This is a genomic window from Nocardia sp. NPDC049190, assembly GCF_040648115.1.
In the GTDB taxonomy this organism is placed as follows: domain Bacteria; phylum Actinomycetota; class Actinomycetes; order Mycobacteriales; family Mycobacteriaceae; genus Nocardia.
The window spans coordinates 19,253-39,064 of the sequence record NZ_JBEZDE010000022.1 but is presented as its reverse complement, the minus strand read 5'-3'; the positions used below and the strand labels follow the sequence as shown (position 1 = coordinate 39,064).

At 68.6% G+C, this 19,812-nt stretch carries 22 protein-coding genes; 7 read left to right on the top strand and 15 right to left on the bottom strand.

Annotation, left to right across the window (positions count from 1 at the left end; translation table 11 throughout):
• The first annotated feature begins 80 nt into the window (after window positions 1-80).
• On the top strand, window positions 81-575 hold the full coding sequence (locus AB0B25_RS19800) for a DUF3830 family protein (protein WP_357181309.1): 495 nt from the start codon (window positions 81-83) through the stop codon (window positions 573-575).
• Between the two features lie 56 nt (window positions 576-631).
• Here the strand turns inward: AB0B25_RS19800 and AB0B25_RS19795 are convergent, their stop codons facing one another.
• Complete coding sequence (locus tag AB0B25_RS19795) at window positions 632-2,017, bottom strand: amidase (protein ID WP_357181508.1); 1,386 nt, start codon at window positions 2,015-2,017, stop codon at window positions 632-634.
• Window positions 2,018-2,044: 27 nt separating this feature from the next.
• Complete coding sequence (locus tag AB0B25_RS19790) at window positions 2,045-3,010, bottom strand: D-2-hydroxyacid dehydrogenase (RefSeq protein WP_357181306.1); 966 nt, start codon at window positions 3,008-3,010, stop codon at window positions 2,045-2,047.
• Window positions 3,011-3,096: 86 nt separating this feature from the next.
• On the opposite strand from AB0B25_RS19790, the gene AB0B25_RS19785 reads away from it, so the two are divergent.
• The 3 genes from AB0B25_RS19785 to AB0B25_RS19775 are packed head-to-tail and all read left to right on the top strand — an operon-like array spanning window position 3,097 to window position 5,247.
• Window positions 3,097-3,837, top strand: a complete 741-nt coding sequence (locus AB0B25_RS19785; protein ID WP_357181303.1) for an Asp/Glu/hydantoin racemase — start codon at window positions 3,097-3,099, stop codon at window positions 3,835-3,837.
• Window positions 3,838-3,851: 14 nt separating this feature from the next.
• On the top strand, window positions 3,852-4,580 hold the full coding sequence (locus AB0B25_RS19780) for a maleate cis-trans isomerase (protein WP_357181300.1): 729 nt from the start codon (window positions 3,852-3,854) through the stop codon (window positions 4,578-4,580).
• Window positions 4,567-5,247, top strand: a complete 681-nt coding sequence (locus tag AB0B25_RS19775) for a GntR family transcriptional regulator (RefSeq protein WP_357181297.1) — start codon at window positions 4,567-4,569, stop codon at window positions 5,245-5,247. Before AB0B25_RS19780 ends, AB0B25_RS19775 begins: the two co-directional genes overlap by 14 nt.
• Window positions 5,248-5,275: 28 nt before the next feature.
• On the opposite strand, the gene AB0B25_RS19770 is transcribed toward AB0B25_RS19775, so the two are convergent.
• Together AB0B25_RS19770 and AB0B25_RS19765 are read right to left on the bottom strand one after the other, a co-directional pair.
• Window positions 5,276-5,698: an EF-hand domain-containing protein gene (locus tag AB0B25_RS19770; RefSeq protein WP_357181294.1), complete on the bottom strand. Its 423-nt coding sequence runs from the start codon at window positions 5,696-5,698 to the stop codon at window positions 5,276-5,278.
• A gap of 141 nt (window positions 5,699-5,839) precedes the next feature.
• On the bottom strand, window positions 5,840-6,259 hold the full coding sequence (locus AB0B25_RS19765; protein ID WP_357181291.1) for a DUF4345 domain-containing protein: 420 nt from the start codon (window positions 6,257-6,259) through the stop codon (window positions 5,840-5,842).
• Window positions 6,260-6,398: 139 nt separating this feature from the next.
• On the opposite strand from AB0B25_RS19765, the gene AB0B25_RS19760 reads away from it, so the two are divergent.
• Window positions 6,399-7,031: a helix-turn-helix domain-containing protein gene (locus tag AB0B25_RS19760; protein WP_357181289.1), complete on the top strand. Its 633-nt coding sequence runs from the start codon at window positions 6,399-6,401 to the stop codon at window positions 7,029-7,031.
• Between the two features lie 11 nt (window positions 7,032-7,042).
• Here the strand turns inward: AB0B25_RS19760 and truB are convergent, their stop codons facing one another.
• From truB to rimP, 11 genes are all read right to left on the bottom strand, one after another.
• The gene (truB, locus tag AB0B25_RS19755; RefSeq protein WP_357181506.1) at window positions 7,043-7,942 is read right to left on the bottom strand and encodes a tRNA pseudouridine(55) synthase TruB; all 900 of its coding nucleotides are present in this window, start codon (window positions 7,940-7,942) and stop codon (window positions 7,043-7,045) included.
• Window positions 7,942-8,610 carry a 4'-phosphopantetheinyl transferase Npt gene (npt, locus tag AB0B25_RS19750; protein WP_357181286.1) on the bottom strand — a complete coding sequence of 223 codons (669 nt, stop codon included), beginning with the start codon at window positions 8,608-8,610 and terminating at the stop codon, window positions 7,942-7,944. Before npt ends, truB begins: the two co-directional genes overlap by 1 nt.
• A gap of 156 nt (window positions 8,611-8,766) precedes the next feature.
• Entirely contained in the window at window positions 8,767-9,726 is a 960-nt protein-coding gene (locus tag AB0B25_RS19745) for a metallophosphoesterase (protein WP_357181283.1), read from the bottom strand.
• A gap of 58 nt (window positions 9,727-9,784) precedes the next feature.
• On the bottom strand, window positions 9,785-11,134 hold the full coding sequence (locus AB0B25_RS19740; RefSeq protein ID WP_357181504.1) for an MATE family efflux transporter: 1,350 nt from the start codon (window positions 11,132-11,134) through the stop codon (window positions 9,785-9,787).
• Window positions 11,135-11,198: 64 nt separating this feature from the next.
• A complete protein-coding gene (locus tag AB0B25_RS19735) occupies window positions 11,199-12,200 on the bottom strand; it encodes a bifunctional oligoribonuclease/PAP phosphatase NrnA (protein WP_357181280.1) in 1,002 nt (333 codons plus the stop codon).
• Between the two features lie 13 nt (window positions 12,201-12,213).
• The gene (gene rbfA, locus AB0B25_RS19730) at window positions 12,214-12,657 is read right to left on the bottom strand and encodes a 30S ribosome-binding factor RbfA (protein ID WP_357181277.1); all 444 of its coding nucleotides are present in this window, start codon (window positions 12,655-12,657) and stop codon (window positions 12,214-12,216) included.
• Between the two features lie 94 nt (window positions 12,658-12,751).
• The gene (locus AB0B25_RS19725; RefSeq protein ID WP_357181275.1) at window positions 12,752-13,042 is read right to left on the bottom strand and encodes a DUF503 domain-containing protein; all 291 of its coding nucleotides are present in this window, start codon (window positions 13,040-13,042) and stop codon (window positions 12,752-12,754) included.
• Between the two features lie 67 nt (window positions 13,043-13,109).
• On the bottom strand, window positions 13,110-16,127 hold the full coding sequence (infB, locus tag AB0B25_RS19720) for a translation initiation factor IF-2 (RefSeq protein ID WP_357181272.1): 3,018 nt from the start codon (window positions 16,125-16,127) through the stop codon (window positions 13,110-13,112).
• 111 nt (window positions 16,128-16,238) lie between these two features.
• Window positions 16,239-16,556, bottom strand: coding sequence for a YlxR family protein (locus AB0B25_RS19715; protein ID WP_357181501.1), 318 nt, complete (start codon window positions 16,554-16,556; stop codon window positions 16,239-16,241).
• A 137-nt stretch (window positions 16,557-16,693) separates the two neighbouring features.
• Window positions 16,694-17,722 (bottom strand): transcription termination factor NusA, encoded by a 1,029-nt coding sequence (nusA, locus tag AB0B25_RS19710; protein WP_357181269.1) that lies wholly within the window; start codon window positions 17,720-17,722, stop codon window positions 16,694-16,696.
• The gene (rimP, locus tag AB0B25_RS19705; protein ID WP_357181268.1) at window positions 17,719-18,387 is read right to left on the bottom strand and encodes a ribosome maturation factor RimP; all 669 of its coding nucleotides are present in this window, start codon (window positions 18,385-18,387) and stop codon (window positions 17,719-17,721) included. The genes nusA and rimP overlap by 4 nt, the downstream gene beginning before the upstream one ends.
• A 162-nt stretch (window positions 18,388-18,549) precedes the next feature.
• Between rimP and AB0B25_RS19700 the strand changes: the two genes are divergently transcribed.
• On the top strand, window positions 18,550-19,146 hold the full coding sequence (locus AB0B25_RS19700; RefSeq protein WP_357181265.1) for a hypothetical protein: 597 nt from the start codon (window positions 18,550-18,552) through the stop codon (window positions 19,144-19,146).
• Complete coding sequence (locus AB0B25_RS19695; protein ID WP_357181263.1) at window positions 19,143-19,577, top strand: ferritin-like domain-containing protein; 435 nt, start codon at window positions 19,143-19,145, stop codon at window positions 19,575-19,577. Before AB0B25_RS19700 ends, AB0B25_RS19695 begins: the two co-directional genes overlap by 4 nt.
• Window positions 19,578-19,812: the final 235 nt, after the last annotated feature.

Below are 19,812 nucleotides of genomic sequence, written 5' to 3'. Positions count from 1 at the left end.
GCAGCGACCGCCGCAGGTCGCCCGATCGCTCGTGACCGCTGTGCTCGCGCCGATGAGCACCGACCAGGAAGCAGGACCGCATGGCCCGCTACATCACCATCACCCTGACCAAAGCCGGGGTGGCCTGTCGCGCACGACTACTCGACGCGGAAGCACCGGGTACCTGCGCCGCGGTGTGGGATGCGCTGCCGCAGGAAGGCGACGCGTTTCACGCCAAGTACGCGCGCAACGAGGTCTACACCCTCGTCCCGCGGATCAGCGCGGCCCCGCATCGCGAGAACCCGACCATCACACCGATCCCCGGCGACGTGTGCCTGTTCGACTTCGAGCCGTGGGAGATCGGCAATCCCGCCTACGGCTACGAACCCGGCTCCGCGGCCGAGCACGATCGCGGCGCCACCGATCTGGCCCTGTTCTACGGCCGCAACAACCTACTGATCAACGGTGACCTGGGCTGGGTACCGGGCAATGTCTTCGCCACCATCGAGGATGGGCTCGCCGAGATGGCCGCCGCGTGCAACGCACTGTGGCTGCAGGGAGTGCAAGGCGAGACGCTCGCCTTCGCCCGCGCCTGACCTCGCCTGACTGACCGAGCAGCGGCCCCGGAGCCTCCGGAGCCGCTGCTCGGCGTTCAGGACGCCAGCACGTGTTCGGCGAAGCGGGCCACGGCCAACACCAGATCGTCGGAGTGGCGGGGGCCGACAATCTGTAGTCCGACCGGAAGCCCGGCACGGGTGGTTCCCGCGGGGATGCTGATCGCCGGCTGCTGAGTGAGGTTGAACGGGTAGGTGAACGGCGTCCACTGCGGCCAGCTGTGCAACCCGCTGCCCGGCGGCACGTCGTGGCCCGCCTCGAAGGCCGGGATCGGCACCGTCGGGGTGATCAGGACGTCGTAGTCGGTGTGGAAAGCACCCATGGCGATGCCGATCTGGGCCGCCACGTTCCGCGCGGCGAGATAATCGACGGCCCGGACGGTCTCGCCGCGGTCCCACACCAACCCCAGCTCGGGATCGACCCGCTCGCGGGTGCCATCCGGGAAGTCCGACAACATGGTGGCCGCACCGGCGGCCCACAGCAACTCGAACGCCTCGCGCGGATCGGTGAAGCCGGGGTCGGCCGCGCTGACCAGGAGTTCGGCTTCGGCGAGCTGGGCTACCGCCCCCGCCACGATCGTCGCGACTTCGGCGTCGACCTCGGCGTAGCCGAGCGTTGCCGAGTACGCCACCCGCAGCCCGCGCACGTCGCGGTGCATCTCGGCGCGCAGCGCGGTGACCGGCGGGGCGAGCGCGGTCGGGTCGCGCGGATCGGGCAGCGACAGGATATCCATCAGCAATGCCGCGTCCTCGACAGTGCGTGCCATCGGGCCCGCATGCGCCAGCGGACCGAAAGGACTCGCCGGGTACAGCGGAATCCGGCCATAGGTGGGCTTGAAGCCGACGATGCCGCAGAAGGAGGCCGGAATCCGCACACTGCCGCCACCATCGGTACCGACCGAAACCGGCCCCATGCCCGCCGCGACCGCCGCGGCGCTTCCGCCGGAGGAACCGCCCGCGGTGGTGGACGGATCGACCGGATTTCGGGTGATGCCGGTCAGCGGGCTGTCGGTCACCGCCTTCCAGGCGATCTCCGGAGTGGTCGTCTTGCCGAGAAAGACCATCCCGTCCTCGCGCAGCCGCGCCGCGACCGGGCTGTCGACCGGCCACGGGCCGCTCGGGTCGATGGACGTGGAACCGCGCCGGGTGGGCCACCCCTCGGTCAGGAACACATCCTTGATCGAGATCGGTACGCCGTCGAGTAGGCCGCGGGCATGGCCGGATTGCCAGCGCGCCTCGGATTCCTTCGCCTGCACCATGGCACGGTCGGGGTCGACTAGACAGAACGCGTTGACCGCGCCGTCCCGGTCGGTGATGGCCCGCAGGATCACCTCGGTGGCCTCGACGGGTGACAGTGCCCCCGCCGCGTAGGCCGAAACCAACTCGACCGCCGTCATCGCGGCCGGATCTGTGGGATTTTTCATATCGGGGTAGCTCATGAATGGGCTCCTTCAGCCGGGGACGTACCCCAGCCTTTTGTCGACCACGTTGTCCAGCGGACGTCCGGCGATCCATTTGTCGAAGTTCTTGGTGAACGCGTTGACGATCTCGGTCCGCCAGCCGAGGAAATCACCCGAGTTGTGCGGAGTGATCCGCACATTCGGCAGGTCCCATAAGGGATGCTGCGCCGGGAGCGGTTCCGGATCCACCACATCGAGCGCCGCTGCGGCGATCGATCCGGTGCGCAGCGCGGCAACGAGATCGTCGGTCACAACGAGTTCCCCGCGACCGACGTTGACAAACCTGGCATGTGGCTTCATCGCCGCGAAAGCGCTGGCGTCGAACATATTTCTGGTCTGAGCCGTCAGCGGGGCGATCGCGATGACGTAGTCCGCCTCGGACAGTTCGGCATACAGATCGGTGGCGACGGTGCCGAAATCCGGATCCGCAGCCCGCTCTCGCCGGCCCACCGCGCGGATCGTCATCCCGGCCGCGCGCAGCAGCCGGGCGATCCGCCGCCCGATCGCGCCGGTGCCGACGACCAGGGCGGTCGCCCCTTCGATTCGCTCCGATTCGCGATGGCGCCACTCGTGCTGCTGCTGCAGCAACAGCGAGCCAGACAGATCCTTGGCGAATCCGAGAATCTGTCCGAGCACGTACTCGGCGATCGCGGAATCGAAGACGCCTCGCGTATTGGTCACCACCACATCACTCGCCCGCAGCTCGGGAAACATCGCCGGATCGACACCGGTCGATCCCATGTGTAGCCAGCGCAGCCGGTCGGCCGCGTGCCAGGCGCCGGGCAACGCGCGGGTGCCGAAGTCGTAGACGAACAACGCCTCCGCCCCGCGTAGCGCGGTGGCGAGCCCGACCGCCTCGGTATAGCGAACCGTGGCGCGATCTGCGACGGCGGCCATGAGTTCGGCGTCGGGCACACTGTCACTGTGCAGGACGGCGACAATGGGGCCCTCTTCCACATTGACACACTAAGATCACATCGTATGATTGTCAACAATCCGATCGTGTTCGGAGGTGGTTCCGGCTGAGCGCGAGAGGGGCTCCAGTGGATCTGAGTTTTCCCGACCTCGAGGGGCCCGTTGCGCAACGGGGCATCGGGATCATCGCCCCGTTCGACCTCGCACTCGAACGGGAGCTGTGGCGCTGGGCGCCACTGGAAGTGAGTCTGCACCTGGCCCGCACCCCCTACGAACCGGTCCCGGTGTCATTGGAGATGGCCGAGCTGGTGTCCGACGCGGCCCACTTGACCGCCGCCACGCGCAACGTGCTGCATGTAGAGCCCGAGGTGGTCGCCTACCTGTGCACATCGGGCAGCTTCATCAAGGGCCTCGACTACGAGAAGTCGTTGTGCGACACCATCTGCCAGGCGGGCGCTCAGGACGCGGTGACCACCTCGGGCGCCCTGCTCGAGGCCATCCGCCACCTCGATCTCACCCGAATCTCGGTGCTCACCCCGTACGACGAGATCCTCACCCACCGGCTGCACGACTTCCTCGCCGAGGCCGGGTGCGAGGTGGTCCGCTCCGACCATCTCGGGCTCGGTGGCGGGATCTGGAAGGTCAGCTACCGCACCATCGCCGAGCGGATCGTCGGCGCCGACGATCCGTCGGCCCAGGCCATCTTCGTCAGTTGTACCAACCTTCCGACCTATGACGTCATCGAGCCGTTGGAGCAGGCGCTCGGCAAACCGGTGATCACCGCCAACCAGCTCACCATGTGGGCCTGTCTCGGCCGAATGAAGCTGCCCATGATGGGTCCAGGCAAATGGCTAGCCAACGTTTTCTGAAGGAATCACCTCCTATGCAGGCACCCACCATCGGCTTCATCTACCCCGATCACGCGGCCGAGGACGACTACCCACTGGCCGCGGCGACACTCGGCGCCAACCTCCCAGTAGCGCACATCTATGGCACCGACCTGCACGCCATCCCCGAACTGCTCGACCTGGGCAGCCCGGAGAAATTGCGTGACGGCGCCGCGTTGCTCGCACCGCACCGACCCGACGCGGTGGTCTGGGCCTGCACATCCGGCAGTTTCGTCTACGGCCCCGCCGGCGCCCGCGATCAGGTGCGCGCGTTGGCCGAAGTCGCGGGCGTACCGGCGACCAGCACCAGCCTGGCATTCGCCGACGCCGTGCACGCGCTCGGGCTGCGCACCGTCGCCGTCGCGGCGAGCTATCCCGACGAGGTCGCGCGCCTGTTCGTCGAGTTTCTGGCCGACGCCGGCATCGAGGTCGTCTCCATGTCCAGCGCGGGCATCGACACCGCCGCCGAGGTCGGCACCCTCACCCCCGCCGAGGTGCTACGGCTGGCCGTCGACAACGACCACCCCGAAGCCCAGGCGCTGCTGATCCCCGATACCGCCATGCACACCCTGACCGTTCTGCCGGAGCTGGAGGTGACGCTCGGCAAACCCGTGCTGACCGCCAATCAGGTCACCATCTGGGCCGGACTGCGGCTGGCCGGCGCCGAACCGTTCGTCGCCGGGCTCGGCGCCCTGTTCGAAAGGCAGACCGATGTCCGTCCTTGATTTCGAGCCGGTGAACCGGCAGTCGACCGCGGAGATGATCGCCGACCGGCTTCGCGAAGCGATTATGCACGGCAACCTCACTCCCGGTGCGCAGCTCGGCGAAGCCGATCTCGCGGCGCAGTTCGGGGTGTCGCGGGGTCCGGTCCGGGAGGCGATGCAGCGCCTGGTGTCCGAGGGGCTGCTGCACAGCATCCGCCATCGCGGCATCTTCGTCATCGAGCTGACCCTCGACGACGTCATCGACATCTACCGGGCCAGGACGGCGCTCGAGGGCGGCGCGCTCGAGTTGATCCTGGACGGTCGCCGGCCCCTCGCCTACGAAGCTCTCGGTCCGAGCGTCGAGAAGATGTGCGCCCGAGCCGAATGCGGCGACGTGGTCGGCGTGTCCGATGCCGATCAGGCTTTCCACGAGGCCCTGGTGGAAAGCGCCGCTTGCCCGCGACTGGTCCGCGCCGCCCGCACCCTGCTCATCGAGACCCGCATGTGCCTGGGCGCCCTGCAGACCACTTACCCCGACCTGCGCGAGCAGGCCCGCGAACACGTCGATCTGCGCGAGGCGATCGCCACCGCCGCACCCGACCGGGCAAGGGCCCTGCTGGTCGAGCACATGGAGGACGCCGTGCAACGCCTCCGCCGGCAGATCGGCAACGTGCCCAACGCGATCTGAGCGCGGGCCCGGCCCGCACGGCAGATCGTCAGCGCGAGAGAAAGTCCAGCAGCGCGCGGAATTCCGGGAGCGAGAGGTAGCCGTCACCATCCCGGTCCGCCGCGGCAAGCAGAGCCTCGGCGGGCTCGTCGATCCGACCTTCCCCGACATGACGGAGGAGGGATTCGAGTTCCTCGACCGAGATGCGGCCGTCACCGTTGACATCGAAGACCGCGAAGGCGGCCTCGGCATCGGTGACCTCGATGCGGCCGCCGACCAGGGCAACGTCGAATTCAGCACGGGAAACCAGGAAGTCGCCGTTGGTGTCGGCTGCGGCGACCAAGCGCTCGACCGCCTCGACGTCGACTTCCAGACCCAGCGCGCGGATGCCGTCGGTGATGTCCTCGACCGAGACGAGGCCGTCGCCGTCACGATCCCACAGTTCGAACGTGTCGACCGGGTGTTCTGTCATTGCCTACTGCCTTCGCTGCCACTTCCTACCGGTAGCCGGGGGCGGATTCCGCACCGAACAGCCACCGCATACTGTACGGATTCCGTTGGCGCCGTGCGGTCCAGAACTCAGGACGGGCCGCGTCGAGGCCGGCTACGCGGCTCAACTCGACGTGGGCACCTGGCCGGTGACCGACTTCGAGCCGACGCGCTTCTCGTCGGCGTCGGCGAGCCAGAAGTAGATCGGCGGGAGCAGCACCTCGAGGGCGGTCAGCACGAGCTGGAACCAGTGCGGCCAGCCGTACACCGCGACCGACACGAAACGGGCTACCGCACCGAGCAGGAAGATCCCGGCCAGCCAGCGCACAGTGATCGCCGGGATCGGCGATTGTCGCGCCGCCCAGATCCAGGCGAGGCCGTACCCGACGAAGATCGCACCGAAGAACCTGCTTTGACTGTCGGCGGTCACGCCGGCGGAGCCCAGGTCGGGCACCGCGTCGATCCCGAGTGTGATGTGCAGGAACCCGATGGCCACGCAGGCGACGCCCATGATCAGGGAAAGCCACTTCAATGCCGCGGACATACATCCCTTTCGGATACTCGTCGCGTATCCGCCGGGCGCGCAGGAGAATTCGCATTCCGACCGCTCGGCGATTTAGTTGACGTGCGTCAACTAAGCAACTCTACGGCTTTGGTAGACACGCGTCAACTAAGCTCACGAGGTGAGTACCCGCCGCCGTATGTCGCCCGATGAACGCCGCCGTACGTTGCTCGACGCCGGAGCGACACTGTTCGCCGAACGCCCGTACGACGCCGTGCTCATGGCGGATGTCGCTACCGCGGCGGGAGTGTCCCGCGCTCTGCTCTACCGGCACTTCCCGAGCAAGCGCGACCTTTTCGCCGGCGTCTACGAGCTCGCGTCCGATCGATTGCTGATCGCAACGACTTTCGACGCCGCAGCCCCGCTGGCCGACCAGCTCGCCGCAGGTCTGGACACGCACTTCGACTACTTCGAAGCCAACGCCAACAGCGTGCTCGCCGCCAACCGTGTGCTGGCCGCCGATCCCACGATCCAGGCGATCGTCACCGGTGAGCTCGGCGAGCTGCGCAACCGCGTGCTCGACGCGATGGGGTTGGAGGGGCGCATTCGCGCGGCCGTCTCCTCGATCCTGATGAGTTGGCTCACCTTCGTCCGAGTGCTCACCGTCGACTGGCTGGAGAACGGCACGCTGACGCGCACCGAGATGCGCGAGACGTCGCTCGGGGCATTATTCGGCGCACTACAGCCGGTGATCGACTCAGCCGCTCCGCGGCACGCGCCACCGGGAGCCGGTGACTGCACGGTTCGCGAATGATTCGCGGCCGATTACAGATTGGCTGGGCGCACGACCATGACCGACGCCGCCCGCTTGCCGCTCTCGCGCAGTAGCGCGATCGCCCGGCCGTCCTGGTCGATGGCGGCGTATACGCCCGGCATGCCGATGGGTTCGAGCCAGCGGCCGTTACGCAGGTCCTCAGCCTGCGCCGGATCGATCTCGCGGTGCGCGAACGCGGTCCGCACGGCCTGGTCCATGTCGAGACCGAGCAGCGGCGCGCCGGATTCCGCCGCGGCCGCCAAGTCGTCGAGGGTGCGCGCGTGCTCGAGGGTGAACGGGCCGACCGCGGTGCGGCGCAACGCGGTCAGATGGCCGCCGACGCCCAGCGCGGCGCCCAGGTCGCGAGCCAGCGCACGCACGTAGGTGCCCGACGAGCATTCGACCACCACGTCCAGGTCGACGAACTCGCCGACGTCGCGGCGAGCGAGCACGTCGAAGCGTGCCACCGTGACCGGCCGGGCGACCAACTGCACGTCCTCCCCCGCCCGGTGGCGGGCGTACGCGCGCTCGCCGTTCACCTTGATGGCGCTGACGGTGGCCGGCACCTGATCGATGTCACCGGTCAGCGCAGCGGTGCAGGCGGCGATGTCGTCGTCGGTCAGCTGTCGCACCGGGGTCGTGGCGAGCACCTCTCCCTCGGCATCATCGGTGCTGGTCGACTGCCCGAGCCGAATGGTCGCCGTGTACGCCTTGGTCGTCAAGGTGAGCAGGCCGAGTAGCTTCGTCGCGCGTTCCACGCCGAGCACGAGCACACCGGTGGCCATCGGGTCCAGCGTGCCCGCATGCCCGACCTTCTTCGTGTGCAGCAGCCTTCGACATTTCGCGACGACGTCGTGACTGGTCCAGCCGCCGTCCTTGTCGACGATGAGCAGCCCGCCCAGACCGTCCATCACGCGTCGACGATCGCGGTGAGAATGTACCCGTCGGTGATCAGCCAGCGGCCGTCGAACGAACGTAGCCCGGGCCCGCCGTCGATGGTCTGGCCGGGCACCAGCAGTTCGGTGTGGAAGCTGCCGTGCCCGGAATCGGCGGCGCTGTCTTCGATCTCGAAGGTGATGTGCGCGTCCTCGAAGCCGAGCCAGCGCCCCGTCAGCGGGAACCACGCCTTATAGGTGGCTTCCTTCGCGCAGAACAGCAGCCGGTCCAAGTGCAGCGCGGAGTCGGTGGTCTTCAACCATTCCCGCTCCGGTGGCAGGCTGACCGAGTCGAGCACGCCGTCGGGCAGTGTGTCGTGCGGCTCGGCATCGATGCCGATCGAACGGAACCGCAGTTTGTGCCCCAGCGCGGCGGCGCGATAGCCATCGCAGTGCGTCAAGCTGCCAACGATCCCGCGCGGCCAGACCGGAGCGCCGCGCTCTCCCTTGCCGATCGCGACCTGCGGCTCACCGAGTTGCGCGAGCGCCAGCCGCGCACAGTGGCGCGCACCGATGAAATCACGGCGCCGCTTCTCCACCGACTTGGCGATGAGATGTTCCTCGGCCGGAAACGGCTTCAGGTCCTCCGGGTACGTCAGCAGCTCGGCAGACGCGACACCCGCGGGCAGAATTTTCTCGATCATCATCGACGAGCGTAGTCGAGGGCCGACGCGCCGGATTCCGCCGCCGCCATCGCCCGCGCCGAATCGGTGACCACCTCGCCATTCCACACTGCGGAGGCCGCGAGCCATCGAATGGCTGGATGGCGACCCGGACCAGCCGAGCGGGCGGCACGCGCTCTACTTCAGTCCGCGCCGCCGCTGCGCCTGGCTGCGCATTTCGGCCGCGGCCGCCTCCATTTCAGGCGTCACCTGGAAGTGCCCGCCCCAGGTGTTCAGCGTGCCCGGCGGGTACTGCGGAGTCGGCAGAATCTGGCGCAGCAGCCGCTCGGGCAGACCGCGACGCTGCCATTCGCGCGGATAGCCGAGGGATACCTCTTCGAACCGGACGCCGTCGTAGTGCGACGTGCGCGGAATGTGCAGGTGACCGTACACCGAACAGACCACGTTGTACCGCGTGTGCCAGTGGGCGGTGAGTTCGGTGCCGCACCACAGCGCGAACTCCGGGTAGAACAGCACGTCCGTCGGCTGACGAACCAACGGGAAATGGTTGATCAGCACGACCGGGGTTCCGGGCGCCAGCGCGTCGAGCCTGCGCTCGGTCACCTGTACCCGGGCGTGGCACCACGCGTCCCTGGTGACATACGGCTCCGGCGAGAGCAGGAACTCGTCGGTAGCCACCACATTGCGCTCGCGCGCGATGGCGAGCCCCTCCGCTTTGGTTGTGGCGCCTTCCGGCAGGAACGAGTAGTCGTAGAGCAGGAACATCGGCGCCAGCGTCACCGGTCCGCCGTACTCCTCGGCGCCCGCGCCCTCCCACACCGGGAACGGATCCTCCGGGGTGAGCACATCCAGGTCCCGGCACATCGCGACGAGGTAGTCGTAGCGCGCCACGCCGGAAATCTGCACCTCGTCCTTCACCGTGGTCCACAACTCGTGATTGCCCGGCACCCAGATCACCTTGGCGAACCGGCTACGCAACAGCTCCAGCGCCCACCGGATGTCCTCGGTCTTCTCCCCCACATCGCCGGCCACGATGAGCCAGTCCTCCGGCGAGTCCGCCGTGATCTGCTCGACGATCGGCCGATTCCCCTGGTGCCCGACGTGCACGTCGCTCACCGCCATCAACTTGGGTATCACCACACCTACCTTGGCACATCCGTTCCGGTCCGCGCGCACCGGTCGATCCGAGTGTCGGCTACCGCGGCACCTCGGCGCCGACTCGGGCCCATCGACCCGACGACGCCCGCACCGCGACGGCGACCAGCCGCAACAGCATGAACGCGACCAGTCCGGACCAGATTCCGGCGACACCCCACCCGAAAGCCAGCGACAGCCAGATGGCGGGCAGGAAGCCGAGCATCGCCGCGGCCAGCGTGCTGGTCCGCAAGTAGGCGGCGTCGCCCGCACCGAGCAGGACGCCGTCGAGCGCGAAGACGATGCCTGCCACCGGGATCAGGGCGACGAAAAACCACCACACCACGTGGGTCCGGTCCACGACCTCCGGGTCGTCGGTGAACAGGGTCGGGATGACCGATGCCCCCGCCGCGAAGCAGACGGCGAGGACCACGCTGAACACCTCCGACCACTGGGTGACCCGCCAGGCAAGGCGGCGGGCACCGACGGCGTCGCCGGCGCCGAGTGCCGCACCGGTGAGCGTCTGGGCCGCGATGGCCAGCGAATCCAGGGTCAGCGCGAGGAAGTTCCAGAGTTGCAACACCAACTGGTGGGCGGCCACCGACGCCGCGCCGAACCGGGCGGCGACCGCGGCAGCGGAAACGAAGCAGGCTTGGAAGGCGAAACTGCGGACGATGAGGTCGCGGCCGAGGACGAGCTGGGCGCGCATCACCGCCCAGTGCGGGAGGAGCGAAACCCGTTCGCGGATCAGCGCGTTCAGGAACAGCACCGCCGCGACACCCTGACCGGCGACGTTCGCGACGGCGGAGCCGGGCAACTCCATGCGCGGCGCGCCGAGCAGCCCGTGTACTAGCACCGGGCAGAGGATGCCGGAAACGACGAGTCCAGCAACGACGTAGGCCAGCGGTTTGCGGGTCTGCTGGACGCCACGCAGCCAGCCGTTGCCCGCCATGGCGATCAGGATCAGCGGCACGCCGAACAGGGCGATCCGGATCCAGGCCAATGCGGCATCGGCGATCTCGCCACCGCCCGCAATCGCCGTTGTCAGCGGCACGGCGAAGCCCTGTACCAGCACCAGGATCGTGGCGCCGACCGCCAACGCGATCCAGGTAGCCTGCACCCCTTCGGCAACCGCGCCCCGCTCATCGCCGGCGCCGTGGCGGCGGGCCGATCGCGCCGTGGTGCCGTAGGACAGAAAGGTCAGCTGCGTGCTCGTCTGCGCGAGAATCAATCCGCCGACGGCGAGACCGGCCAGCGCGAGCGCCCCGAGGCGGCCGACGACGGCGAGGTCGAACAACAGGTAGATCGGCTCGGCGACCAGCACACCGAGCGTCGGCAACGCGAGCCCGAGAATGCCGCCGGGCCCGACCGCGGGTGCCGGTTCGGTACCACCGAGCGCCTGCGGCGTCATCGACCCGGCGTCCTGCACGTCACCGGTGCGCATCACGTTCATCGAACCTCTCCTACCCGGGAGATCACCCCAGTACGGCCACCAGTGCGCCGACCAGATCGTCCGGCGTGCCGTACGCCGTGTAGCCCGCTGCGAAGCGATGACCGCCGCCACCCAGCGCCGTGGCTATCTCGGCGACATCGATACCGTCGCCGGTATTCCGCCCGCTGCCGCGTGAGCGCAGCGACACCGTCCACCGGTTGGGCACGGTGCGGGACTCTTTGAATACCGCCGCGACTCCCGCTTCGGCGGTCGTCCGCACGATGTCGATCACACTTTCGATTTCTTCCGACCCCATCCCGTCGACATCGGCGCGGCGCACGAACGCATACACCAGCCCGACGCCACCACGGACGTCCGGCACCAGCTGTGCGGTGCCGAGGACCCGCGACAGCATCGGCAGCCAACCGAACGGGTGGGTATCGAGCAGAGTGCGGGCGATCTCGGCGCCGGCGATACCGGTGGCCAGCAGCCGCTCGGCCAAGTCGTGCGTACCCGGCCGGACCCACCGGAACGACCCGGTGTCGGTCACCAGACCCGCGTACAGGCACTGCGCCACCTCGGGATCGATCGGCACGCCCCACGCGTCGAGCAACCGCGCGATCACACTCGTGGTGGACTCGGCGGCGGGATCGACCAGATTGATCGCACCGAAGCGCGTATTCGACCGATGGTGATCGATCACCAGTGTGGTTGCGGCGCCGGGCAATCGATCGGCGAGCGCACCGAGGCGCCCCACACTGCCGCAATCCACCGTGACGAGCAGGTCGACTTCCGCGGGGACCTCGGCAGGCGCCACCAGATGGCGCACACCCGGCAACTCGGTCATCGACATGGGCAGGTTCGCCGGTTCGGCGAACGACACGCACACCGGAGTTCCGCGTCGGTGCAGGACCAGCGCCAGTGCCAGACCACTTCCGATGGTGTCCGCGTCCGGCTGCACATGGCAGATGACGCTCACCGAGCGCGCAGCGTCCAGCGCTGCCACGGCCGCGTCCAGCCCGGCCGTTTCTCGTATCGTCGTCATCGACTACCGCATGTCACTCATCGGCGTCGCGTTCGACCTTGTAGGGGTCGGCGTCACCCGCGTGCCTGGCATTGGCCGCGACTTTGGCGACCGCGTCGTCCGCGGCACGCGCCTTGTCGAGCAGTTCCTCCATCTGTCGTGCCGCGTCGGGCACGGTATCCAGCACGAACGCCAGCGTCGGGGTGAACTTCACCCCGGTTCCCGCGCCCACCTTGGAGCGCAACACACCCTTGGCCTTCTCCAGCCCGGCCGCCGCGCCGACGTAATCCGGTTCGGCGTCGATGGTTTCGCCCATCACGGTGTAATACACCGTCGCATCCCGGAGATCGCCGGTGACTTTGGCGTCGGTGACGGTCACGAAACGCAGCCGCGGATCCTTCACCTCGTATTCGATCGCGGTGGCCACGATCGAGGAAATCCGCTTGGCGAGTCGACGTGCCCTGGCTTGATCCACCATGGCCGTTTCCTCCTCACTAACTCTGTTCGATGGCGGGGAGCGGCCTCGACGGTCTCGTCCACTGCCGCCTGCGTGCCCGTCACTCCTGCCGCGGTCAGTCTTCTGGTCCGAAGATCCTGCGGCGCACCGCCAGCAACTGTAACTCCGGACGGGCCGCGACATGTCGTTCACATTTGTCCAGCACCTCGGTCAGATGGTTCATTCCCGCGCTGACCATGGCCACGCCCAGCACCGAGCGACGGTGCAGATCGTGTTCTCCGCCTTCGGCTGCGCTGACACCGAAGCGCTGCAATTCGGCCAGGATCGGCCGAATCACCGAGCGCTTCTGTTTCAGCGAATGCACATCGCCCAGCAGGAGATCGAACTCCAGGGCACCCAGGTACACCCACTTACCTCTTTGTGATTCATAGACCGGACGCCACCCGCGTGGCGTCCGGACTCGTCTCATTCGGTCAGTCGCGCGGCTTCTCGCGCAGCTCGTAGGCCTCGATGATGTCGCCTTCCTTGATATCGGAATAGGTGACCGTCATACCGCATTCGTAGCCTTCGCGGACCTCGACAGCATCGTCCTTCTCCCGCTTCAGCGAGGAGATCGACATCGTCTCGGCAATCACCACGTTGTCGCGGAGCAGGCGCGCCTTGGCATTGCGCTTGACCGAACCCGAGGTAACCATGCAACCGGCGATATTGCCGACCTTCGACGAGCGGAAGATGGCCCTGATCTCGGCGCGACCCAGCTCGACCTCTTCGTAGATCGGCTTCAACATGCCCTTGAGGGCCTTCTCGATCTCGTCGATCGCCTGGTAGATCACCGAGTAGTACCGGATGTCGACGCCCTCGCGGTTGGCCAGCTCGGTCGCCTTGCCCTCGGCACGCACATTGAACCCGATGATGATCGCGTTCGATGCCGAAGCCAGGTTGACGTTGGTCTCGGTGACGCCACCGACACCGCGGTCGATGACCCGCAGCCGTACCTCTTCGTCGACCTGGATACCGAGCAGCGCCTCTTCGAGAGCCTCGACGGTACCGGAGTTGTCGCCCTTGAGGATCAGGTTCAGCTCGCTGGTTTCCTTCAGCGCGGCATCCAGATCTTCCAGACTGATCCGCTTGCGGCTGCGTGCGGCCAGCGCGTTGCGTTTGCGCGCATTGCGCCGGTCAGCGATCTGCCGTGCGATCCGGTCCTCATCGACCACCAAGAGGTTATCACCGGCGCCCGGCACCGACGTGAAGCCCACGACCTGGACCGGTCGCGACGGCAGCGCCGCGTCGACATCCTCGCCGTGCTCGTCGACCATGCGGCGCACGCGACCATAGGCATCACCCGCCACGATCGAGTCGCCGACGCGCAACGTACCGCGCTGCACCAGCACCGTGGCAACCGGGCCGCGGCCGCGGTCGAGGTGTGCCTCGATGGCCACACCCTGCGCATCCATGTCCGGGTTCGCCCGCAGGTCGAGGGCGGCATCCGCGGTGAGCAGGACCGCCTCGAGCAGTGCCTCGATATTGGTGCCCTGTTTGGCCGAGATATCGACGAACATGGTCTCGCCGCCGTACTCCTCGGAGACCAGACCGTACTCGGTGAGCTGCTGCCGGATCTTCTGCGGGTTGGCGCCTTCCTTGTCGATCTTGTTGACCGCCACCACGATCGGCACGTCGGCCGCCTGCGCATGGTTGATCGCCTCCACCGTCTGCGGCATGACGCCGTCGTCCGCCGCGACCACCAGGATCGCGATGTCGGTGGCCTTCGCGCCGCGGGCACGCATGGCGGTGAACGCCTCGTGACCCGGGGTATCGATGAAGGTGATCAGTCGGTCTTCCTCGCCGAGGTGCGTGAGTACCTGGTAGGCGCCGATGTGCTGGGTGATACCACCGGCCTCGCCCTCGCGGACGTTGGCCTTGCGGATGGTGTCCAACAGTCGCGTCTTACCGTGGTCGACGTGACCCATGACGGTCACCACCGGCGGACGCTGTTCGAGGTCCTCCTCGCCGCCCTCGTCCTCGCCGTAGGTGAGGTCGAACGACTCCAGCAGCTCGCGGTCCTCGTCTTCCGGGCTGACCACGTGCACGACGTAGTTCATCTCGCCGCCGAGCAGCTCGAGCGTCTCGTCGTTCACCGACTGGGTCGCGGTGACCATTTCGCCCAGGTTGAACAGGGCCTGGACCAGCGCGGCCGGGTTCGCGTCGATCTTCTCCGCGAAGTCCGACAGCGACGCGCCGCGGGCGAGTCGGATGATCTCGCCGTTGCCGCGCGGCAGCCGCACGCCGCCGACGGCGGGCGCCTGCATCGAGTCGTATTCCTGCCGCTTCTGCCGCTTCGACTTACGGCCACGACGGGGCGCGCCACCGGGACGGCCGAACGCGCCGGCCGCACCACCGCGACCGCCGGGGCCACCGGGACGACCACCGCCACCACCACCGGGGCGACCACGGAAACCGCCCGCCGCGCCGCCGCCACCGGCACCGGGCGCACCCGCACCGGCACCGGGCGCACCGCCACCGCCACCGCGGTAACCGCCGCCGGCGCCACCGCCGCCACCGCCACCGCCGGGACGACCGGCCCCGGCGCCACCGGGACGACCTGGTCGACCGGCGCCGGGACCACCGGCGCCACCCGGACGCGCAGTGCGCGAGGGCATCGCGCCGGGGTTCGGACGCGGCGGCATCGAACCGGGGCTCGGACGCGGACCGCCAGGGCGGGGGCCACCTTGACCGGGGGCCGGGCGCGAGCCCTGCGCGGAGCCGGGACGCGGACCACCCTGCGCCGGGCCTGGACGCGGACCACCCGGGGTCGGGCCGGGCCGCGGACCACCAGGACCGGGCGCCGGACGAGGCGCAGGACGCTCGGGAGCCGAGGAATAGGGGTTGTTACCGACCCGCGGGGGTTTGGGTCCCGGACGAGGTCCATGTGCCGCACCGCCGGGACGCTGGCCACCCGGAGTGGGGGTACCGGGACGCTGCTGCTGACCGGGTCGCGGGCCCCCACCCGGCACCGGACGCGGACCGGTCGGGGCCGGCGCCGAGTTGGTCGCACCGGACGCAGCCGCCGGAGCGACGGATTCCCGTGCGGCGGGCTTGGGGGGTGGTCCCGGACGCACGGCGGGACCCGGCCGTACAGCCGGAGACTCGCTGGTCTGCGCGGCGGGACGGACAGTCTCCTGGGCGGCGGGCGCCGCTGGAGCGGGTGCCGCTGGAGCGGGCACCGCGGTCGGGCGCGGGCCGGGACGGGGGCCACCACCCGCGGGCTTCGCGGACGGACGGACCGACGGACCGGGGCGTGCGCCGGATTTGGCGCCGTTCGACGGGGCGGACTTCGCTGCGAACGACTCACGCAGCCGCCGCGCGACAGGTGCCTCCACCGTCGACGACGCCGACTTCACGAACTCGCCTTGCTCCTTGAGCGTTGCGAGTAGTTCCTTGCTCGTGACACCGAGTTCTTTGGCCAACTCGTGCACGCGGGCCTTGCCTGCCACTGCTCTCCTCACTGAGAGGTCGAGCAGCGCCACCGTTCTGGGGACGGGGGCCCGCACGACCTCGGGTTATCTCCGATGGACGTTCATCGTTGGTACTTCATCACGGTGTGCTCATGAGTGCTCGTGCCTGTTCTCGAGGTAACGCTCCAGGGCTGAGATATCCAGATGTCCGGACACTCGTAGTGCTCTGCCGATAGCTCGGCGTCGCTCTGCTGTGCTCAGACAGACCGAAAAGGGGTGCAGCCAGGCACCCCGTCCGGGAAGTCTGCGCCGCGGATCGGGAACGACCTCGACGGTGTGAGAGCCGTCTCCGGCTACACGGTGTCGAGCCACGATCCGCAACAGATCGACGGCCAGCTCGCGCTTTCGGCACCCTATACAAGTCCGCACCGGAGCGGCTGGACGCTGGGGCGTCACCTGCTGCTCGATGGTGCGGTCGGGCGAAGGAACCGAAGGCTCGGACTGAACCTGCGACCACTCTACCGCTGCCCGGTCCCGAACGCCGAACCCGTCCCCCACAGAAGCTGCCGACAGGTCGTCCCGAGGATCGCGCTGGCGGGTTTCCGTCAACTCCGGTGCGCCTCCGTTCGAACCGATCCGCCCAGGTCGGGCGCGGCGTCACTGCGGATATCGATGCGCCAGCCGGTCAGCCGCGCGGCGAGGCGGGCATTCTGCCCCTCCTTACCGATGGCCAGCGAGAGCTGGAAATCCGGGACCACGACGCGGGCCGCGCGAGCCTCGGCGTCGACGATCGTGACAGAAACCACTTTCGACGGTGAGAGCGCGTTGCCGACGAACGTCGCCGGATCGTCGGCGTAATCGATGATGTCGATCTTCTCGCCGGCCAGTTCGCTCATCACGTTGCGCACGCGCTGTCCCATCGGCCCGATGCACGCGCCCTTGGCGTTGACGCCCGGCACGGTCGTGCGCACGGCGATCTTGGAGCGGTGCCCCGCTTCGCGCGCGACCGCGACGATCTCCACCGAGCCGTCGGCGATCTCCGGCACCTCCAGCGCGAACAGCCGCCGCACCAGGTTCGGGTGGGTACGCGACAACGTGATCTGCGGTCCGCGCGTTCCGCGTGAGACACCGACGACATAGCACTTGATCCGATCGCCGTGCTCATAGGTCTCCCCCGGCACCTGCTCGGCGGCCGGGATCAGTCCCTCGGCGCCGTGCAGTTCGCTGCCGATGTGCACCACCACCGTGCCGCGGGCGTTGGCCCGCGCGTCGCGCTGCACCACGCCGCCGACGATGTCGCCCTCGTGTGTGGAGAACTCGCCGAAGGACTTCTCGTTCTCCGCGTCCCGCAACCGCTGCAGCACCACCTGGCGGGCGGTGGTTGCCGCGATCCGGCCGAACCCCTCGGGGGTGTCGTCCCATTCGGAGATCACGTTGCCGTCGATGTCCAGCTCGCGCGCCATCACCCGGACCACGCCGGTCTTCTGGTTGATGTCGATGCGGGCGTTGGGCTGGTGCCCCTCGGTATGGCGGTACGCGGTAAGCAACGCCGACTCGATCGCGGAGATCACGGTCTCGATCGAGATTCCCTTGTCGGCGACTATCGCGCGCAGGGCTTCGATTTCGATGTTCATTCCACGATCCCTTCGGTCGGCGAATCGGACGCTGTCACTGATTCGGATTGCGCATGCGGTATTCCTCGGACTTCAGCGGTGTCGTCGACCGCCACCGCGTCTTCCTGACCCGGGATCGGACGCCCCGGAACGACTCCACCCGCGAGTTCCAGCTCCCGCGCGCCGGGCGGGGAGAACTCGACCTGAACGACGGCGGTGGCGATGTCGGCGAGCGGGACCGTCACGCGGTGCGGATTGCGTTTGCCACCGAGCACCAGTGCGACCGTGTCGCCCCCGAGCGCGCCGACCCTGGCCTCGAACGTCGCCGATCCCGACGGTGACGGCGCGCCCTCGGCCAACGAGATCCGCACCTTCCTGCCGCGCGCTCGGCGCCAGTGCCGGTGAGCGGTCAACGGCCGGTCGATGCCCGGGGTCGTGACTTCCAACAGGTAGGGCGTCTCGCCGAACTCCCCGGCGTCGTCGAGCAGGCCGGACAGTTCCGAACTCAGCGTGGCGATCGAATCCAGGTCGGAGGCCTGGTCGCTGTCCACGGTCACCTGCACCCGCGCCTGGGCGTCCACGTGCTTTCCCGCCGTCGAGATCTCGACACCCTCGAGGTCGAATCCTCGGCGTTCGACGAGTCCAGCCACGAGCTGGCTCACCCTTTCCTGGGTCGGCATGGGCATGTGCGGTGGCTCCTGGTTCAGTTGTGACGCGGAGGGAAATTTCTCTACCGAAGGTCTAGCGTAACGCGCCACGGGAGTGTAAAGGACCGGCGGGCACGGAGTGTGCGCGCCACGGCCGACGCCTCGTCCGAAGGCGTGCCGCGAATCTGGCACGATGATGCCGTGCCCATCCGCCTTCCCGCCCCGCCGCGTGCCGGGTGCAGTTCCGGCATCCCCTCCGACCGGCGCGAGTCCCACCCGTCCGCCCTGAATCGCCGCAGCGCGCTACGACTGGCGAGCGGCGGCACGGTCGGGGCCCTGCTGTTAGGCGCCGCCGTCGGCTGCGACACCGACGACGCCGTGTTCGAACCGGATCCGCTCGCCGCGCAGGAGGTACTGGCGCGCGCCGATGCCGCGGCCGCGTCGGCGGCGATCACGCTCGCACCGCAGCGGCATGCCGCGCTGACCGCGATCGCCACCGAACGCGCCGCGCACGCCGACGCGCTGCGAGCCGAGATCGATCGGGTGATCGGCGTCTACGGCGACGGCACCAAACCCAGCCACAAAACCCGCGAGATCGCCCGAGCACAGTCCGCCGGCGCCTCCGGCGCCGCCGTGCCGCCGAAGCCACCGTCGAACATCGATGCCTTGCGCACCCAGCTCGTCGGATCCCGTCAGTCGGCCGCCGACCTGGCCCGGAGCCAATCCGGATACCGGGCGGGCCTGCTCGCCTCGATCAGCGCGGCCTGCGCCGCCCAAGCGGTGGTTCTGCTCGGATGACCGATGCCGAACGTCGTGCCCTGCTGGACGCACTGAGCGCCGAATACGGCGCGGTGTACGCCTACGGCGTGATCGCCGCTTACGGCGCTCCTGAGCGCGCGGGCGTGGTCGCGGAGAACGTCGCGGCTCATCGCGCCCGCCGGGACGCCACCCTCGACGAACTCGCCAAGGGCGGCGCCAACGTGCCCCCACCGGCCGCCGCGTACCCGGCGCCCTTCCCGGTGACCGATCCGGTCTCGGCCGCCCGGCTGGCCGCGACCGTCGAGACCGACACCGCCGTCGCCTGGCGGGCGGTGGTGGAACGCGGTGAGTCCGAACCGATTCGTCGCATGGGTGTCGACGCGCTGACCGAATGCGCGGTGCGTCTGGCCACCTGGCAGTCCATCCTGGGTACGAATCCACCGACGGTCGCTTTTCCCGGCAGGGTATAGGGCAGGTCCCCACCGATCGAGCAGCGACTTCACTGCCACCCCGGGGACCCCTCACCTGGATACTCGACGAACTCGCCGTTCATCCTTCCCGGAGTGACATAGACGAAGGCTACGGCGATTGATGGCCGACGAAGCCACACCGCCGCTTGGCATGCATGTGCCTGAAAGTCAGCCCATGTCAGGCGCTGATCGGCCGACCTCCGGTGATTGCGCCGACCGGCCGATTCGACGCTCT

Bases quoted from the DNA above. Each gene is read 5' to 3' on its own strand.
- AB0B25_RS19800 (WP_357181309.1), top strand. From the start codon at position 81: ATGGCCCGCTACATCACCATCACCCTGACCAAAGCCGGGGTGGCCTGT.
- AB0B25_RS19795 (WP_357181508.1), bottom strand. From the start codon at position 2,017: ATGAAAAATCCCACAGATCCGGCCGCGATGACGGCGGTCGAGTTGGTT.
- AB0B25_RS19780 (WP_357181300.1), top strand. From the start codon at position 3,852: ATGCAGGCACCCACCATCGGCTTCATCTACCCCGATCACGCGGCCGAG.
- AB0B25_RS19775 (WP_357181297.1), top strand. From the start codon at position 4,567: ATGTCCGTCCTTGATTTCGAGCCGGTGAACCGGCAGTCGACCGCGGAG.
- AB0B25_RS19770 (WP_357181294.1), bottom strand. From the start codon at position 5,698: ATGACAGAACACCCGGTCGACACGTTCGAACTGTGGGATCGTGACGGC.
- AB0B25_RS19765 (WP_357181291.1), bottom strand. From the start codon at position 6,259: ATGTCCGCGGCATTGAAGTGGCTTTCCCTGATCATGGGCGTCGCCTGC.
- truB (WP_357181506.1), bottom strand. From the start codon at position 7,942: ATGGACGGTCTGGGCGGGCTGCTCATCGTCGACAAGGACGGCGGCTGG.
- npt (WP_357181286.1), bottom strand. From the start codon at position 8,610: ATGATCGAGAAAATTCTGCCCGCGGGTGTCGCGTCTGCCGAGCTGCTG.
- AB0B25_RS19740 (WP_357181504.1), bottom strand. From the start codon at position 11,134: ATGACGCCGCAGGCGCTCGGTGGTACCGAACCGGCACCCGCGGTCGGG.
- AB0B25_RS19735 (WP_357181280.1), bottom strand. From the start codon at position 12,200: ATGACGACGATACGAGAAACGGCCGGGCTGGACGCGGCCGTGGCAGCG.
- rbfA (WP_357181277.1), bottom strand. From the start codon at position 12,657: ATGGTGGATCAAGCCAGGGCACGTCGACTCGCCAAGCGGATTTCCTCG.
- nusA (WP_357181269.1), bottom strand. From the start codon at position 17,722: ATGAACATCGAAATCGAAGCCCTGCGCGCGATAGTCGCCGACAAGGGA.
- rimP (WP_357181268.1), bottom strand. From the start codon at position 18,387: ATGCCCATGCCGACCCAGGAAAGGGTGAGCCAGCTCGTGGCTGGACTC.
- AB0B25_RS19695 (WP_357181263.1), top strand. From the start codon at position 19,143: ATGACCGATGCCGAACGTCGTGCCCTGCTGGACGCACTGAGCGCCGAA.